This window comes from Flavobacterium algoris (assembly GCF_048158525.1).
Classification (GTDB): domain Bacteria; phylum Bacteroidota; class Bacteroidia; order Flavobacteriales; family Flavobacteriaceae; genus Flavobacterium; species Flavobacterium algoris.
In genome coordinates, this window is the sequence record NZ_JBLNKT010000014.1 from 63,478 (window position 1) to 82,063 (window position 18,586).

At 33.7% G+C, this 18,586-nt stretch carries 15 protein-coding genes; 7 read left to right on the top strand and 8 right to left on the bottom strand.

Going from position 1 to position 18,586, the window contains the following annotated elements:
* The first annotated feature begins 3 nt into the window (after window positions 1-3).
* Genes ccoN through ACM55I_RS09270 form a run of 6 tightly spaced genes read left to right on the top strand, consistent with a single transcriptional unit; the run spans window position 4 to window position 5,957 of the window.
* Window positions 4-2,193, top strand: a complete 2,190-nt coding sequence (gene ccoN, locus ACM55I_RS09245) for a cytochrome-c oxidase, cbb3-type subunit I (protein ID WP_416846480.1) — start codon at window positions 4-6, stop codon at window positions 2,191-2,193.
* Between the two features lie 5 nt (window positions 2,194-2,198).
* Complete coding sequence (locus ACM55I_RS09250; protein ID WP_416846481.1) at window positions 2,199-2,369, top strand: CcoQ/FixQ family Cbb3-type cytochrome c oxidase assembly chaperone; 171 nt, start codon at window positions 2,199-2,201, stop codon at window positions 2,367-2,369.
* Window positions 2,370-2,396: 27 nt separating this feature from the next.
* The gene (locus ACM55I_RS09255; RefSeq protein WP_416846482.1) at window positions 2,397-3,335 is read left to right on the top strand and encodes a cbb3-type cytochrome c oxidase N-terminal domain-containing protein; all 939 of its coding nucleotides are present in this window, start codon (window positions 2,397-2,399) and stop codon (window positions 3,333-3,335) included.
* Window positions 3,336-3,339: 4 nt separating this feature from the next.
* The gene (ccoG, locus tag ACM55I_RS09260; protein ID WP_416846483.1) at window positions 3,340-4,758 is read left to right on the top strand and encodes a cytochrome c oxidase accessory protein CcoG; all 1,419 of its coding nucleotides are present in this window, start codon (window positions 3,340-3,342) and stop codon (window positions 4,756-4,758) included.
* Between the two features lie 38 nt (window positions 4,759-4,796).
* Window positions 4,797-5,246, top strand: a complete 450-nt coding sequence (locus ACM55I_RS09265) for a FixH family protein (protein WP_416846484.1) — start codon at window positions 4,797-4,799, stop codon at window positions 5,244-5,246.
* A gap of 9 nt (window positions 5,247-5,255) precedes the next feature.
* Window positions 5,256-5,957 carry a sulfite exporter TauE/SafE family protein gene (locus ACM55I_RS09270; RefSeq protein WP_416846485.1) on the top strand — a complete coding sequence of 234 codons (702 nt, stop codon included), beginning with the start codon at window positions 5,256-5,258 and terminating at the stop codon, window positions 5,955-5,957.
* 73 nt (window positions 5,958-6,030) lie between these two features.
* On the opposite strand, the gene hemN is transcribed toward ACM55I_RS09270, so the two are convergent.
* From hemN to ACM55I_RS09310, 8 genes are all read right to left on the bottom strand, one after another.
* Entirely contained in the window at window positions 6,031-7,395 is a 1,365-nt protein-coding gene (gene hemN, locus ACM55I_RS09275) for an oxygen-independent coproporphyrinogen III oxidase (RefSeq protein WP_416846487.1), read from the bottom strand.
* A gap of 138 nt (window positions 7,396-7,533) precedes the next feature.
* Complete coding sequence (locus ACM55I_RS09280; protein ID WP_416846488.1) at window positions 7,534-8,007, bottom strand: hypothetical protein; 474 nt, start codon at window positions 8,005-8,007, stop codon at window positions 7,534-7,536.
* A gap of 118 nt (window positions 8,008-8,125) precedes the next feature.
* Window positions 8,126-8,473 (bottom strand): hypothetical protein, encoded by a 348-nt coding sequence (locus ACM55I_RS09285; protein ID WP_416846489.1) that lies wholly within the window; start codon window positions 8,471-8,473, stop codon window positions 8,126-8,128.
* A 146-nt stretch (window positions 8,474-8,619) separates the two neighbouring features.
* Window positions 8,620-10,641, bottom strand: coding sequence for a DUF349 domain-containing protein (locus ACM55I_RS09290; RefSeq protein WP_416846491.1), 2,022 nt, complete (start codon window positions 10,639-10,641; stop codon window positions 8,620-8,622).
* A gap of 325 nt (window positions 10,642-10,966) precedes the next feature.
* The gene (locus ACM55I_RS09295; protein ID WP_416846492.1) at window positions 10,967-11,716 is read right to left on the bottom strand and encodes a shikimate dehydrogenase family protein; all 750 of its coding nucleotides are present in this window, start codon (window positions 11,714-11,716) and stop codon (window positions 10,967-10,969) included.
* Window positions 11,716-13,113 carry a tetratricopeptide repeat protein gene (locus ACM55I_RS09300; RefSeq protein WP_416846493.1) on the bottom strand — a complete coding sequence of 466 codons (1,398 nt, stop codon included), beginning with the start codon at window positions 13,111-13,113 and terminating at the stop codon, window positions 11,716-11,718. Before ACM55I_RS09300 ends, ACM55I_RS09295 begins: the two co-directional genes overlap by 1 nt.
* Before the next feature lie 250 nt (window positions 13,114-13,363).
* The gene (locus tag ACM55I_RS09305; RefSeq protein WP_416846494.1) at window positions 13,364-14,551 is read right to left on the bottom strand and encodes an aspartate aminotransferase family protein; all 1,188 of its coding nucleotides are present in this window, start codon (window positions 14,549-14,551) and stop codon (window positions 13,364-13,366) included.
* Window positions 14,552-14,633: 82 nt separating this feature from the next.
* Complete coding sequence (locus tag ACM55I_RS09310; protein WP_416846495.1) at window positions 14,634-16,265, bottom strand: OstA-like protein; 1,632 nt, start codon at window positions 16,263-16,265, stop codon at window positions 14,634-14,636.
* A 273-nt stretch (window positions 16,266-16,538) separates the two neighbouring features.
* Between ACM55I_RS09310 and ACM55I_RS09315 the strand changes: the two genes are divergently transcribed.
* Complete coding sequence (locus tag ACM55I_RS09315; RefSeq protein WP_416846496.1) at window positions 16,539-18,407, top strand: alpha-amylase family protein; 1,869 nt, start codon at window positions 16,539-16,541, stop codon at window positions 18,405-18,407.
* Window positions 18,408-18,586: the final 179 nt, after the last annotated feature.

Below are 18,586 nucleotides of genomic sequence, written 5' to 3' on the forward strand. Positions count from 1 at the left end.
ATTATGGAAATGCAGCAGTTTTATTATGACAACAAAATTGTAAAAAAATTCATTTACGCAACCATCGTCTTTGGAGTTGTAGGGATGTTAGTGGGGCTTACATTGGCCTTTATGTTCCTTTTTCCAAATGTAACCGATGGAATTTCGTGGTTGAGTTATGGTCGATTAAGACCTTTACACACGAATGCAGTTATCTTTGCTTTTGTAGGAAATGCAATGTTTGCAGGGATTTATTACTCTTTGCAACGATTGTTGAAAGCCAGGATGTTCAATGATTTTTTGAGTAATCTTCATTTTTGGGGATGGCAATTGATTATTGTTGCTGCAGCCATATCATTGCCTCTTGGGTATAGTTCTTCAAAAGAATATGCCGAATTAGAATGGCCAATTGATATAGCGATTGCATTAATTTGGGTTGTTTTTGGTATCAATATGATTGGAACCATTTTAAAACGTAGAGAGCGCCATTTGTATGTTGCGATTTGGTTTTACTTGGCAACTTTTGTTACTGTAGCAGTTTTACATATTTTCAACAGTTTAGAATTGCCGGTTTCACCCATGAAAAGTTATTCTGTTTATGCAGGAGTTCAAGATGCGTTAGTGCAATGGTGGTATGGACATAATGCAGTTGCGTTTTTCTTGACAACACCTTTCTTAGGGTTAATGTATTATTACGTTCCAAAAGCGGCGAACCGTCCTGTATATTCTTATAGATTATCTATTGTTCACTTCTGGTCATTGATTTTTATTTATATCTGGGCCGGTCCTCACCACTTATTGTATTCAGCGTTGCCTAATTGGGCACAAAATTTAGGAGTAGCTTTTTCTATCATGTTGATTGCACCATCTTGGGGTGGAATGATAAACGGACTTTTAACTTTGAGAGGTGTTTGGGATAAAGTGCGAGTAGATCCAGTTTTGAAATTCTTTGTTGTGGCCATTACCGGTTATGGAATGGCAACTTTTGAAGGTCCAATGTTATCGCTGAAAAATGTAAATGCTATTGCGCATTACACGGATTGGATTATTGCTCACGTTCACGTAGGGGCGTTAGCTTGGAATGGATTTATGGCTTTTGGTATGATATATTGGTTGATTCCCAGAATGACTAAAAGTACTTTGTATTCTCTTAAATTAGCTAATTTTCACTTTTGGATTGGTACTTTAGGGATCATTTTATATACAATTCCAATGTATGTTGCTGGGTTTTTACAAGCTTCTATGTGGAAACAGTTTAATCCAGATGGAACTTTAACTTATGGTAACTTCCTTGAAACTGTAACTCAAATTATGCCAATGTATTGGATGAGAGCTATAGGTGGAACTCTTTATTTAATTGGGATGTTTTCCTTAGTGTATAATGTTATTCAAACCGTTAGATTAGGTTCTAAAATCGAAGATGAATTGGCTGCTGCACCTGAATTAATAAAAATTAGCTCAGGAAGAGTTAAAGGAGAGAAATTTCATCCTTGGTTAGAAAGAAAACCTATTCAATTGACAATCTTAGCAACAATAGCTATTTTAATAGGTGGTGTTATTCAAATTGTACCTACGATTATGGTCAAATCGAATATCCCAACAATCGCCAGTGTGAAACCTTATTCTCCTCTGGAATTAGAAGGACGTGATTTATACATTCGTGAGGGTTGTGTAGGGTGTCACTCTCAATCTGTTCGTCCTTTCCGTAGTGAAGTGGAACGTTATGGACCACAATCTAAAGCGGGAGAATTTGTATACGATCATCCATTCCTTTGGGGGTCAAAACGTACAGGTCCTGATTTATTGAGAGTAGGAGGGAAATACAATGATAACTGGCATTTCAACCACTTTTGGAGCCCTCAAAGTATATCTGCGGGTTCAATTATGCCAGGTTATAAATGGCTGTTTGATAATAAACCGATGGATATTTCTCTAACTCAAAGCAAGATGAAAGCCATGGTTACACTTGGTGTTCCTTATACTGATGCTCAAGTTGCAAATGGGTTGAATGATTTAAGAGCGCAAGCAATTAAAATTGAAGAAAGCTTGAAAAACGATCCTGACTTTGTAAAAAGTTATAATGATAGCAAGAAAAAAGCAGAAGCAAGAGGAGAAAAATTCATTCCAATGAATGAAAGAGAAATCGTTGCAATGATTGCTTACATACAAAGACTTGGAACGGATATTAAAGTAAAAGATATAGCTAAAAAATAAAAGTCATGTTCGAACAAATTAAACACAATATGGAAACTATCGAAGGAGTTGCGATATATCCAATCGTATCTTTATTGATCTTCTTCGTCTTTTTCATTGGACTTGGAATTTGGGTTTTCTCTTATAAAAAGGATAAGATTACTGAATTAAGCCAAATCCCTTTGAACGACAATTAAATAGTATAATTTTTTAAAATTTAGAAAATGAAAAAATTAATTCCAGCATATGTAAGAGTTCCGGTTGTTTTCTTTGCTGTATTTGGAGCAATGGAGTATTTTATTGACTCAGGTGACAGACCGGCTTTTATAAAATTCCCAATGGTTGCTGTCTTTTTGTTTGTATTTCTATTCCTTTTAATAGCGATAGAAATTACAATGAAAGCAGTTGATAACATTAGCTATCAATTGATGACGGAAGAACAGAAACAAAAATTAGAAAATGTTATTTCGATTAGCTTTAAAGAAAAAGCATGGTTCATAAATTTGATGAAAAGCTTAACCAAGTCAGTACCATTAGAAAATGAAAATCAATTATTATTAGAGCATGACTATGACGGAATCAAAGAGCTAGATAACAATTTGCCGCCATGGTGGGTGTATTTATTCTACGCTTGTATACTTTTTGGGGTTGTTTATATGGTTCGATATGAGGTTTTAGGAGCCGATAATCAAGAGATGGAACTTAAAAAAGAAGTGGCTCAAGCCAAAATTGAGATTGCTGAATATATGAAAACTGCTCCAGATTTGATGGATGAAAAAACAGTTGTCTTATTGACAGAGCCTGCGGATCTAGTGGCTGGGAAAGAAATTTTTACAACGAATTGTGTGGCTTGTCACAGAGCTGATGCCGGAGGACAAATAGGACCAAACTTAACGGATAACCATTGGATTTTGGGTGGTGGAATCAAGAATTTGTTTCACACTATTACAAATGGAGGCCGCGATGGAAAAGGGATGATTGCTTGGAAAGGTACTTTGAAACCAAAAGATATTCAGCATGTTGCCAGTTATGTATTGTCTTTACAAGGGAGTAATCCAAAAGATCCCAAAGCACCTGATGGTGAAATTTGGGTTGATGAGAATGCTCCAAAAACCGATGCTACTGTTACTTTAAAAACAGATAGTACTCCAATTAAAAAATAAAAAAATGTCAAAATTACCAGACGAAGCTTTTAGAGATACTATCGGAACGATTGACGAAGAAGGAAATCGAAAATTTATTTTCCCTAAAAAACCTTCCGGTAAATTTTATGATTATAGAAAGTGGGTCAGTTACTTTTTGTTGATTGTTCTGGTTGCCAATCCTTTTATAAAGATTAATAGCAATCAATTCATGATGTTTAATGTGTTGGAAAGAAGATTTAATATTTTCGGATTTCCATTCTGGCCACAAGATTTTTATCTTTTCGTTCTTTTTATGATTGTAGGCGTCGTTTTCGTGATTCTTTTTACGGTGATTTTTGGACGAATATTTTGCGGATGGATTTGTCCGCAGACTATTTTTTTAGAAATGGTTTTCCGCAGAATTGAATATTGGATTGAAGGAGATCGTGGTGCTCAGATTCGTTTGGAAAAGCAAGAATGGAACGCTGAAAAAATCAGAAAAAAAGGACTTAAATGGACTATGTTTCTAATCATTTCCTTTTTTATTGCCAATGTATTTCTGGCGTATCTTATCAGTAGTGATAAGTTGTTTTTAATGATTGAAGAAGGACCTGAAAACCATGTGAGCACTTTGGTTTCACTGTTGATTTTTACTGGTGTATTCTATTTTATTTTTGCTTGGTTTAGAGAACAAGTTTGTATTATTGCTTGTCCTTACGGAAGATTACAAGGTGTTTTGTTAGATGATAAATCGATAAATGTTGCGTATGATTTTGTCCGTGGTGAGAAAGAATTAGGAAAAGCTAAATTCAACAAACAAGAAGATAGGGCTGTCACTGGGAAAGGAGATTGTATTGATTGCAAACAATGTGTGAATGTTTGTCCAACAGGAATTGATATCCGAAACGGTGTTCAATTAGAATGTATCAATTGTACAGCTTGTATTGATGAATGTGATACTATTATGGACAGCGTTGGATTACCAAAAGGCTTAATTCGTTACGCATCAGAAGATGAAATTGAGAAAAAAATCAAGTTCAAATTCACTCCAAGAATGAAAGGCTATTCTGCTGTATTGTTTATTTTGACAGGAATTTTAATAGGATTATTGTTTTTACGTACAGATGTTGAAGCTAGTATTTTGAGATTGCCGGGGCAATTGTTTCAACATAAAGGGGATAACATCAGTAATGTCTACACTTTTAAAATTATCAATAAAACCAACGATGATTTCAATGATATTCATTTCAAATTAGTTGGAATAAAAGGAACCTTAAAAGTAGTAGGAAAACAAGATTTCAAAATTCCTAAACAAGGTATGAATGGAGGAACTCTATTTGTGGAAATCAATCAAAATTTATTAGACAGCGATAAAACAAAATTAAAAATTGATGTCTATAACGGTACTGAAAAAATTGAAACAAGTACAACTAGTTTTTTAAGTCCGCGAAGTTTTGATTAGGAAATTAGTTTAGGATTAAAATATATAAATAAAATATCATGAAATTTAATTGGGGAACAGGAATCGTCATTGCATTTGGTCTGTTTATGACCTTCATTTTATATTTTGTTTTCAAAGTACAATCAGATTCAAAATATGATAATGAGTTGGTTGTAGAAGAATATTACAAACATGATGTTCATTTTGGGGATGAGATGATACGAATTCAAAACGCACATGATTTGGCTCAAAGACCAATAATAAAGACTACTTCAGATGGGGTTACAATTGTATTTCCGGATGTATTTGTTCCAAAAGACATTAAAGGAAAAGTGTCCCTTTACAGACCGTCTACTAAAAAATTAGATTTTGAAATTCCAATTTCGCTATCTAATCCTACTTTGCTCATACCTAAAAAAAGTTTGGCAGGCGGTCGTTGGGACATTAATATGGAATGGCAATATGAAGGTAAATCCTATTTGACTAAAGAAACAATTTACATCAATTAGACTTAAACAATGCTTTACACGGCTTTCATTTTCGGTTTAATAAGTAGTTTTCACTGCATAGGAATGTGTGGGCCTATTGCTATGATGTTACCTGTAGATAGAACAAATCAGGCAAAGAAAGTAACCCAAATTATCACGTATCATTTAGGGAGATTAACGGCGTATGCCACTATTGGGTTTGTTTTTGGTTTGGTTGGTAAAGGTTTTTTTATGGCCGGTCTGCAACAGAAATTATCGATATTCATTGGTGTAGCGATGATTATTATTGTCCTAACGCCAGATAAATTATTTGCTAAATATAATTTTTCGAAACCAGTTTTTAAAGTAATCTCTAAAATAAAAACAGCTTTAGGAAGTCAGTTCAAAAACAAAAGTTACAAATCATTATTCACTATTGGTTTACTTAATGGATTCTTACCTTGCGGAATGGTTTATGTTGCCTTGTTTGGTGCCATTGCGATGCAAAGTGAAAGTCTTGGAGTTTTGTATATGATCTTATTCGGATTTGGAACAGTTCCTATGATGAGTGGTGTAGTCTATATTAATTCATTTTTGACCATTCCTATTCGAAACAGCATCCAAAAAGCAATTCCTTATGTTGCTGTAGTTATTGGCGTATTATTTATCTTGAGAGGATTGGGATTAGGAATTCCTTATATTTCGCCATCCAATATGAGTTTGTTTGTACAGGCAAATCCTAATTGTCATTAATTTTTAATTCATAGTATATAAATAAAAGCACGCCATTAAGCGTGCTTTTATATTTTTTAAAGAGTAACAATCGCTAAATTGTCATCGAAAATAATTCGGTTTCCGGAGCTTTCCTTTTTAAACGCAAGTCAAATGCCATACAAATATTGCGAACATAAGGTTTTCCTATTTCGGTAACCTGAATTGTATTGTCATTTATAATTACTAATCCATCGTGTTCCATTTCCTTTAATTGAATTAAGACTTCAGGAATTTCATCAAAATATCCTTCGTTTTTCTGCCAGGAAGTTTCAAATTGACACATTAAATTCAAGATGTGTTTTCGTATGATAAGATCTTCATTGGTCAATAAATGACCTCTAAAAATAGGTAGTTTGTCCCATTCTAATATTTGATAATAGTCCTCCAGATTCTTTACATTTTGAGTAAAACTAAACCAACTGTCACTAATAGATGAAACACCCAATCCAATCATTAATTGGGTTTTTGAGGAACTGTATCCCATAAAATTGCGATGCAATTTCCCGTTTTGAAAAGCGTCATACAAACTGTCCGTTTTCAAAGCAAAATGATCCATTCCTATTTCATAATAGCCATTTTCATATAATAACTTTTTGCCAGTTTCGTACAACATTCGTTTTTTATCATCTTTTGGAATATCTTCATCATTGAAACCGCGTTGCCCATTTCCTTTAATCCAGGGAACGTGGGCGTAACTATAAAACGCCAATCTATCGGGCTGTAAAGATTTTGTTTTCTCAATGGTATCGATTACATCTTCAATTTCCTGAAATGGCAATCCAAAAATGATATCATGACCTATTGAAGTATAGCCTATTTCCCTTGCCCAAAAAGTAACTTTTGCCACATTATGAAAAGGTTGTTCCCTATGAATTGCTTTTTGAACTTTTTCAGAATAATCCTGAACACCAAAACTGACTCTACGAAAACCTAATTCATAGAGTTTTTGCAAATGCTCATGCGTAGTATTGTTTGGATGCCCTTCAAAACTAAATTCATAGTCTTTGGCTTTGTTAGCATGCGAGAAGATTCCGTTTATTAAATCCTCCAGATTTTTTGTAGAGAAAAATGTAGGAGTTCCACCTCCCAAATGAATTTCTTTTATAGTTGGTTTTTCCCCAAGGATAGTACAATAGATAGTCCATTCTTTTAAAAGTGCTTCAATATAAGGATGCTCAACACTATGATTTTTTGTAATACGCTTGTTACAACCACAAAAAGTACATAAGCTTTCGCAAAAAGGCAGATGGATATACAAACTGATTCCTTCAGCACTATTACTGGTTGTAAATGATTTTTTTAAACTTTCAACCCAAGTTTTTTCCGAAAAATCAGTTTCATCCCAATAAGGAACCGTTGGATAACTTGTATATCTAGGTCCAGGAACATTGTATTTTTGAATTAGCGAGTTTTTCATGATGAAGTCATTTTGCATAATCAAAAGTACCATTACTCCTAAAAATTTAAAATGATAATTATCATATTAAAAATAGCATTTATAAAAAAAGAGACTGTCTTTTTGAACAGCCCCTTTTAGCGAATAATAATTAATAGTTTAGGAAATACAATCTGTAATAATTTTTGTCCATTTTTGTGCCAATACATGGTCTTCGTATAAACATTCTTGGTCTATTATTTCGTTTTCAATAGTGTAGAATTGAACTAATTCTTTTTTATGGGCTTCTTTGTATCCAAATTCAAATTCTATTTTTATGATTTTGGCCGAATTCTTTTCAGTCGTCGCAACCAGTTTGCAAGAATCAATATCATTTAAATTAACAAAAGAGACTATTTCTTCCGGAGCGTTAAAATCCATTAAAAGAAAGCCTTTTTTTTTTTGGTCTAAAGCCAATACTTTTTTGTTTTGGGTTTCAGTTAATTCAAAATTGAAATGATTATTTTGATCGTATTTTTTCTTTATCTCCCTGATTTTATTCTTGTTAATGACATTTGAGCGAAATACAAAGAATAGCGGAATGCCTATTAAGATTGTTATTATAAGGCCTATTATAGTTACGGATGTATCCATTTTTTTTATTTTTTTTGAGTTATTTGTAAAGCATGATAAATTCGATTGAAAACCAAATGGAATTCATTCGAAAAAGAAAGATAAGTGTATCTTCTAATTACGGAATCAGGGCTTTAAATCACCAAAAATAATGGAAAGGAAAGAGTAGGAGCGAAACCATTTCACATCGATTGATGTCTTGTTTCGCATAACGAGAAAAGAATTTTAGGACTTTAAAATCTGGAATTGCAACTTGAAAATTTTCAAGATATTTTGCAATTGTATAATCGGTAGTTTTATAATGGAATCCAACTATATTGTTAGCATGTGGTTGTATAAAAACCGAAGAATGAATGCCGTCAGGAGAAAAGGAAGAACTGGTTTTTTCTATTTTAATTTTTTCAATAGGAGATTGGTTTGCATTAAAAGCAAATAATAAAACTATTGAAAGTCCAATAAAAACAACTGTTTTCTTAATCCAATTCATTTTGCAAATTTAAAATTAACAGCCGACTTTAGGTGGTTTTTTCTGATAAATGAAAGTTAAATTTTTAAATAAAGAAACTCTTTTGCATAAAAAAAAACCTCGCACTATTTAAGAGCGAGGTTTGTTATTTTAAAAAATATTGAAAATTATTCTATTTTCAAATTTCTCAATTGTTTTAGTTTTTCTTTCCAAACATCAAGACTTTCTTTGTGAATGGCAATATTTTTACGAACTTCTAATACAATGGAATTTTCTTTTTTTGCATTTCTGGTATTGGTGAAAAATTGAATGTTATTCTCCAGTTGGAAAATTTCATTTTGTACTTCCTCAATTTTACGCATTAGGAATATCTTTTCGTTATCCAGTTTGCGCGTATCATTACTCTCTGATAAATTGTCCATTCTATTGGAAAAACGGATCATGTCAGTGTCTTTTTTACTCAAACTCAATTTTTCAAAAAGAGCATCCAGAATTTTATTGAATTTTCCTTCAATATGTCTTCTTGGGAAAGGGACTTTTCCAAAGTTTTTCCATGTTTCAATATGTAATTTTATAGCATCTAAATCAGTTTTGTGATCACCAGTTAATTGGTATTCTCTTAACGTTTCTAAATAGGCTTTTTTATTATCAAAAGCTTCTACTTCTTCGCCGTTTTCTTCATTTTTTTGCTCTTTTAATTTGTCAAAATAATGATTACAGGCATCTTTAAACTCTTTCCAGATTTTATCCGAATATTTTCTAGGTACATGTCCTATTTGTTTCCACTCATCCTGAATTTGCTTCATGATGGGAGTAGTCGCAGCAAAATCAGTACTTTCTTGTAGTTCTTTGGCTTTAGCAACAAGCGCAGTTTTTTTGCTTAAATTATCGTTTTGATCTTTCTTAATGTCTTTGTAAAATGAATTTTTGAAAGAATTAAAATTTCTAACGGCAGTTTTAAAACTGGCCCAAGTTTCCTCATTTACATCCGATGGTACTTTTCCGGCTGAAAAGAAAGCAGCTCTTAAAGCTTCTACTTTTTCTATTTGTGCCAGCCATTGTGAATGTGCATTTACTTTCTCAGTAGCTAAAACTTCAATTTTAGCGATAATTTCTTTTTTCTTTTCTAGATTTTCAAGTTCCGTTCCTCTTTGATTTTCAAATAAAACTTCACGTTTATCATGCATTTGCTTAGTCAAATCACTAAACTTATTCCAGATTTCATCACGATGTTCTCTAGAAACCGGTCCAATGTCTTCTTTCCAGATTCTATGTAAATCCTGTAATTCTCGAAACGCTTTATTGACATCGGCTTCTTTTACCAATTCTTCAACACGAGCTACAATTTTTTGTTTTTGTTCTAGATTATGTTTGAAATCCAAGTCTCTCGCTTCTCGGTCAAGATGTAAATAGTCATAGAAATTTTCCACATGAAAATGGAAATTATTCCAAACGTGATTGTATTTATCTTTCGGAATTGGTCCCGCATTTTTCCATCGTTCTCTTAAATCATTAAAATGTTTTAAGGTGTCTTTGATGTTTTCCTGTGGATTGATTAATTCTTTCAATTCCTCAACAATAGCCAAACGATTTTCTAAATTGGTTTTTAGATTGGTTTGTAAACTCTTGAAATGTGTGTTTTTAGTATCTCTGAAAAGAGAATAATATTTGTCAAATTGGGTTTTTAATGGAGAATGGTATTGGAATTCTTCATTTGAATCTTGATTTTCAGCAAGAAATTCTTCTTTTTTCTCTTCAAGAAGATGGTTGTATTTAGCTAAGAATGCTTTTTTTATTTCTTCGATATGATCCTTTACAGACATCACTTTTTCATTGGTAACTAAATTTTTCAGTTCTTCTACCAGTTCTTCAAGAGATAATGTATCGTAATCCTGCATCGGGATATCATGGCGTTCTTTCAACGTGTCATCTTCGCTTTCTTCAGCATTAGCCTCCGTAATTGCGTTTAATACCGATTGGTTTTCAGTTTCTATAGTAGGTTCATCATTTGCCAATTCTTCCCCAGATAGGGTAACAACATTTTCGTCAATAGAATGAACAGCTACGCTATCGTTACTTTCGTCAATTGTTTCAGTTTCCATAATAGTATCTGATTGATTTAATTCAAGTGAATTATTCTCTAAACTTCCATCTGCTTCCAGCAGGTTATCATTCTTTTCTTCTAACATTTTTTCAATGTGTAAGGTTTTTATTTTTTGTATCGAACACGAAAGATAGTGAAGGAGCATGAAATTACAAAATAAATCCTTTATTTAGAGTCGTTTTATGTTAAAATTTTCTTTTTTTTGAAGCAATTTCCTGCTATTCGCTGTATCTTTTTTATCCGCCGAAAAAGCGAATAAAAAAGGATGCCGCTACCATCAGGGCTAGGGTTTTGGGAATTGATCAGGATTTTTTTATTTATTGCAGTTTAATATTTTAAACAAAAAGCCACTCTTCTTAAATGGCTTTTTTACTTACATAAGTGCGTGTACGAAAAATTAGGTTTTTCTATTATTTATTCCAAATTTTCCACGCTTTTTCAGCCTGAAAAATAAGCATGTCTAGACCATTTTTTATTTGGGCTCCTTGTGCTGCGGCTCTTTTAAGAAATTGAGTTTCAGCAGGATTGTAAATCAAGTCAAACGCAATGTGCTTATCGGTGAAAAACTCATACGGAATTAATGGAAATGCATCCACATTAGGGCTCGTTCCTACTGGAGTGGAATTTATTATGATTTGGTAATTATCGAATGTTGTTGTATTAATTCGGTCATAATCAATAGTGTCTCCCTTGGCTTCTCTGGAAACAAAAGTGTATAGAATACCTAACTCATCCAAAGCAAAAGCCACTCCTTTAGAAGCTCCTCCTGTTCCTAAAATCAATGCTTTTTTATGGTGTGGCTGCAATAAAGGCTCTAATGATTTTTTGAAACCATAATAGTCTGTATTGTAGCCTTTTAATTTTCCTTTTTTGGTAATTTTAATGGTATTTACCGCACCAATTTGTGCTGCGTTTTTAGATAATTTATCAAGAAATGGAATTACCGTTTCCTTGTATGGAATGGTAACATTCAGTCCTTTTAAATCCGAAGTGTTTTTAATTATCTCCGGAAAAGAGGATATTTCAGGAATATCGAAATTCTCATAAGTGCAACCTGTGAAGTTTTCGTTGTTAAATTTATCGGTAAAATATCCTTTTGAAAATGAATAATTAATGTTGCGTCCTAATAAACCAAAGCGTTTTCTAACTATGTCAACCATTATAATTTTTTATGTTTTGCAATATAATTTTGCACCATTTTCTTTGTCCAAACAACAGGAAATAAGTCTTCTAAAAGAATATAGTTGTCAAAATTCAATCGCAAAGCATTACTTAAATGGAACTTTGCTTTAGTGTTTTGTCCAATCATAAAATACAATCCTGCTAGACGATATTCTACTTCGTTCTCTTCCGGAAAATATTCCGAAGCTTGTAATAAAGTTTGAATAGCACTTTCAAATTCGCCTAAAAATTGTAGAATATCCACCCAAAATAACCAAGTATCCAATCCGTAATCACCAAATTCTACTGCTTTTCTATATCCAAACTCAGCTTCTTCAAAGAAGTTCATTTGTTTGTTAATAGTTGCATATCGTTTCCAATACAAGCGATTTTGATTATCAATAGCTAACGCTTTGTTGACAAAAAATAACGCTTTTTGGTAATTTTTTTGACGTACGTAAAAGTCAGTTATGGCAATCCATCCTTTGTCTAAAAGGGGATCTTCATGAACGGTTTGATTGAAATATTTCAATGCTAAAACTTTGTTTCCTAGTTTTTCATAGCATTTTCCCATACGGAGTAAAGCATACGAAGTAGCATCATCTAATTCGATGGTTCTACTGTAACTTTCGATGGCTTCTGCGTATTTTTTTAAACGTTCGTAAGCTTTGGCTTTTTCCATGAAAGCGCCAAGGAATTCGTCATCGATTAGAGTAGCATAATCAAAGGCGCGAATTGCATTTTCATATTCTTTTACGCCATAATACAAACGACCTAGTTGATGCCAGGCGATTTCGCTGTACGGATTTTTGTCAATGTATTTATTCAAATAGGCGATAGCCTCTTGATTTTGATCTAAAAATTCAAAACAATACACTACGTTGTATAATGCTGATTGGTCTTCCAGATCTTCTTCCAGACACTTGATAAAGCTTTCTTTCGCCATTTCAAGATTATCCATAAAAAGATATTCCATGCCTATTAAATTATAGACATCGGCATAATCATCAGTGTATTGTAGTGCTATTTTCAACATTTCAACGGCCTTCTCATGCTGGTCTCTTTTAGAACAGATATTGGCTTTTTGAATGTAAATTTCTTCATTGGTTGGTTCAATGGCGTACAACTCATTCAATAGCTTTTCGGCTAATTCGAGTTTGTCATCATAAACAAGCATTTCCACTTGGACTAATTTTAGTCCGGTAGATTTTGGATGTTGTTCCAATGCCAGTTTGAGTGCTTTTTTTGCCAAAGCGGCCTTACCCATATCGAGATAATGAAGAATAATTTCTTCAAATTCTTCGGAGTCAAAAAAGAGAACTTTGTTGGTTTTCAACATGGACTCAAATTTAGACAATGATAAGTTATAGTCTTCTTCTTCGTTGCTTAATTGCATACTGTGTGTTTTTAATTTGGCCTAAATAAATTTAGGAAATCGTGCGTGTACTGTGAGGGAAAGTTAGAATTGTTGTGAACAATTTAATTAACAAAAAAAGGGTTGGTTTAAACTGATGCCATAGCCCCGATAGAAGTGAAAATCCTTTCCTTACCTGAACTTGTTTTCAGGTTCCTGAAAACAAGTTCAGGTAAGGAAAGATTGCAACGGATAGCGGGAAATAGCTCCCCATTGTGATATTTTTAAATAATTAATTCTTGTTCAAAATTTCATCCATTACTTCAAGTATGATGCTGCAACCTTCTCGTATTTCTTCTTCAGAAATGGTTAGAGGAGGTGTTATTCTAATGGCGCATCCTTCAAATAATAACCAAAATAAAATTAGCCCTTTGTCTTGACATTTGAGAATCACTTCGTTTGTAATATCGGCACTTTCTGTCATTGCGGCCAGCATTAATCCTTTTCCTCTTATTTCTACTATCAAAGGATGTACCAAAAGTGTTCTGAATAGCTTTTCTTTCTCCATTGCTTCGGCCATGAGGTTGGTCTCAGTAATTTCCTGCAAAGTCGCCAAACAGGCTGACGCAATGACAGGGTGACCTCCAAAAGTCGTGATATGTCCTAGTTTTGGATTATCACTCAACAAATCCATCATGGCAGATGAAGCCGTAAAAGCACCTACAGGCATGCCGCCACCCATTCCTTTTCCCATTACCACAATATCAGGAACGACATTGTAATTTTGAAATCCAAAGAGTTTTCCGGTTCTTCCAAAACCCGGTTGGATTTCGTCGAGAATCATAATCGCACCCACTTCAGTGCAGCGTTGCCGCACTTTTTTAAGGAAATCATTGTGTGGCTGAATAAATCCGGCGCCACCTTGAATGGTTTCCAGAATAATTCCTGCGGTTTTGGTCGTTATTTTTTGTAAATCGTCTTCGTTATTGAACGTGATAAAATCGACATCAGGAATCAACGGGCGAAAAATTCTTTTACGCTCTTCAAATCCCATCACGCTCATCGAGCCCATGGTATTTCCGTGATAGGCATTATGGCACGAAATCAATTGGCTTCTTCCGGTGGTTCTTCTGGCGAGTTTTAAGGCGCCTTCGATGGCCTCTGTCCCTGAATTGACCAAATAGGTTTTGTCTAAAGGCGCTGGTAGGAGTGAGGCTAATAGTTTGCAATACTGAACTGCGGGACTTTGGGAATATTCCCCATAGACCATTACGTGTGAATATTTGTCTAATTGATCTTTGATGGCTTGATTGACTCTCGGGTGTTGATGCCCCAATGCACAAGCGGAAACTCCCGCCACAAAATCCAAGTATTTTTTATTATTGGAATCGTAAATATACGTACCTACGGCATGTGAAACTTCCATGCCCAATGGATACGGTGATGTCTGTGCTTGATATTTTAGGAAATCGGTATTCACGGTTATTTATTTAAATATTTATTCGTTTCTGGGAACTATTACTGAGCAACTGCGGCTGAAACCTGAATACTGCGACTGATCACTATTTTTTACCCTTTTTCTTATCATAGTTCAATGTTTCCTTTCGGATTTTCATTGGAACATCTTTCTTTGCTTCTTCGGCTTTAGTTGCTTTGGCTATTTTATCGTTGTCTTCATTTTCTTCAGGTGGAAAAATATCGTCTTTGGATTTTATTCTTTCATCGCCACGCCAGACTAAACCCCGAAGTTTTCGTGCGTTTTCAGGTAAATCTTTTTCGGGATAAATATCGCCATCCACTTGTTGGAAAAAGGTGATAGTTTCTATCGTTTTTTTATCAAAAATAATATTGATTTTACTACTCACATTTTTGTTGATTCCAATGAGTTCTTTCGCGTCGTTCCGCATATAATAAATAACTTCCGTGTTTTTTATGATATCTACATCATGCAATTTTCCTTCCTCAAATTTTCCAAATAGATTTTGTCCTTTTACCTGATTATAGCCTGTTCCCAGTGTATCTTTCGAGACCAGAAAAGTATTATTCAGGACTTTAAGTGAATCAAGCGCTTTAGTGTTATTATTTCCAATTAGATGCATGATGTCACCTGTAATCTGGTTTTCACCATTCCAAAGTATTGGATTTCCTATCAGTTTTGTTAAAGCTGTTTTTGAACTCGAATGTATCGAATCACATTTACCGCTCATATCCGTTTTGTAAAAGCGAACATTGTTGAAAGCCCGAATAATCCGATTTCCTTCTTTTCCGGTAACCATTAATTTTTTTCCATGAATGTAAACCGAATCATTTTCGACAAAGTTTACCGCCACGGCTCTTTTGGTGACAAACATAGAATCCTGATTTTTATATATTTCGGCGTAATTTCCTTTAACAATTCCGCGATTGATGGAATCCGTTATTTTTACATTCCGAGTTGCCGATGCAAATTCCCTGTTTCTGTCATAATACAAACTGTCTCCTTTTATAACCCGATCATCGTATCGTATATAGGATTTGTTGAGAAAATGCGCCAGATTTTTCTTGGTGTCATAAAACCCTTTTTCGGTATAAATGTAATTGGCTTTACTGGTAATTGTTGAAGGTCCTAAAAGATAGGAATGCCCTGAATTGCTGAAATAATCCAAATGATTTGTTTTTATCACATACTGTGGATTGGTAATGGTTACTGCCGTAAGAAATTGGAATTTTTTTTCAGCGACATAGTATTTTCCTGATTTACTTTTTAAAGTATTATCCTTATTTACGATTGTTCCCGGGGAATTATAAAATACTTCTTGTGTGTTTCTGTCAAAGTTGATGGTGTCTGTAGCCAATGTTGCATCCGGAGAACTCATCACTGCACTTCCAGTAGCATATGCTTTTTTTACATTTCCATTGTATTCAGCATATTTACTGTTTAAAAATAATGTATCTCCTTGAACTAATTGTACATTTCCAAAAGCTTTAATGTAATTTTCATTTTGAAAGTAATAGGCTTTATTGCAGGTTAAAACTACTCCATCATGGTTGACACGAACATTTCCGGTTAGTAAAACAGCATCGGGTATTTCAACTTGATTAACATCAAAATAATCAGAATGTTCTACAACAATTTTTTTGGGTGCTTGTGCCAAAACCAAATTAGTACAAAGTAAGAGTAAACAACAACGAATGAAAAATAGCAGTTTCTTCAATGGATTTATTTTTTGTCAAATTTATGAAAAAGGAGACAATCCTAATCCATATTAGGATTTATTTATAATTCCATAAAATTAGACATAAAACTATTGCTGCTTATTTTTAAAGTTATCAACAAATAGTGGTACTCTTTCGTTGTAGTGTCCGTTTTTAAAAACGATTCTTTTTAATTTCAAACGATAGCAGCTTCTTTACTCTAAAATATATTAAATTTAAAAATTGATTTATAAATTATAAAAAAAGAATGAAATCAACATAAATAATTTTGTATGATGAAAAAAATAACTATTGTTGCAGGAATAAGTTTGGTGTTTTTGACAACGGCTTGTAAAACGAAAGATTTAAAAATGAACACAGTACAGAAAGAGACCGTCTCAAATAAAAAAGAAGTTGTATATCAGGTTTTTACGCGATTGTTCGGCAACAAAAATACCAATAATAAACCTTGGGGAACTATTGAAGAAAATGGAGTAGGAAAATTTAACGATTTTACAGATACTGCATTACAGGAGATAAAGGATTTAGGAGTTACTTATATTTGGTACACCGGAGTTCCGCATCATGCCTTGATACACGATTACACAGCAATCGGAATTTCTAATGATGATCCTGAAGTTGTGAAAGGAAGAGCAGGTTCTCCTTATGCCGTAAAAGATTATTACAATGTAAATCCAGATTTGGCAATGAATCCAAGCAATCGTTTGCAAGAATTTGAGGCTTTGATTGCAAGAACCCACAAAGCGGGATTAAAAGTAATTATTGATATAGTTCCCAATCATATTGCGCGAAAATATGAAGGGAAGAACAATCCTAAAGGAGTAAGAGATTTTGGTGCTGATGATGATATAACTGTTGAATATAAAAGGGATAATAACTTTTATTATATTCCAAATAAACACTTTGAAGTACCCGATACAGATAAACCATTAAATGGAGAAAAGAATCCTCTTATTGACGGTAAATTTGAAGAATATCCTGCAAAATGGACTGGAAACGGGTCTCGTCTCGCAAAACCAGATCGTAATGATTGGTATGAAACGGTAAAAGTAAATTACGGAATTCGTCCTGATGGTTCGAAAGATTTTCCAGAACTTCCTGCCGGTTTTGATACAAAATCATACAAAGAGCATTTCGATTTTTGGAAAGGAAAGGATGTTCCAGATTCTTGGAAAAAATTCAGAGATATTGCCTTGTATTGGACTTCTAAAGGGGTTGATGGCTTTCGATACGATATGGCCGAAATGGTGCCTTATGAGTTCTGGAGCTATATGAATTCAGCTATTAAAGTTAAAAATCCAGATGCTTTTTTATTGGCAGAAGTCTATAATCCGAATGAGTATAGAAATTACATTCGTTTGGGTAAAATGGACTATTTATACGACAAGGTAGAAATCTATGATAAATTAAAAGATGTAATACGAGGCAAGTCATTGCCAGATGGATTATCGGACATACAAAACGGTATGGCTGATATTGAGCATCATATGTTGCATTTTCTAGATAATCATGATGAACAACGTTTAGCAAGTCCAGAATTTGCGGGAACGCCAGAAAAAGGAAAGCCCTTAATGGTAGTTTCTACCACAATTAGTACTTCGCCAACTATGATTTATTTTGGTCAGGAAGTAGGAGAAGCAGGAAATGAAAACGGAGGTTTTGGTACGCATTCCAGAACTTCAATCTTTGATTATGTAGGTGTTCCAAATCATCAGCGCTGGATGAACGCAGGGAAATTTGACGGAGGTCAATTATCACAAAATGAAAAAGACTTGCGTAATTTTTACAAAAAATTGCTGAATTTTTCTCTTAAAAGCTCCGCTCTAATGGGGAAATACCAAGAAATTCAAACGGTTAATCGCAATGAAACTCAGGGGTACGATTCAGGGATTTATGCTTTTGCCCGTTGGTCAGACAGTCAAAAATTAATAGTAGTCACTAATTTTTCTTGGCTTACCACAAGTAATTTCGAATTAAAAATCCCTAAAGATATTATCCAAAAATGGAATTTGAAAGATGGAAATTATACGGTAACGGATCAATTGTATAATAAAAGTGCCATTCAATTGCAGGTTATAAATGGGGAAGGAAAAGCCCATATTACAATTGCTCCATCCGAATCGTTTATTTATCAATTATAGAAAACAAAATAGCCAAATCATAGTTAGTTTATTATGATTTTCAAATGCCGAGAATGTTTTTAAAACAAAAAGAGGCTGTCCGAAAAGTAATTTTCGGGCAGTTTTTTTTGTTTATTACTTTGATTCTTCGTATTTTTAAGTACCAAAATCAGCGATTATGCAGCCAGTTTTTAAACCTC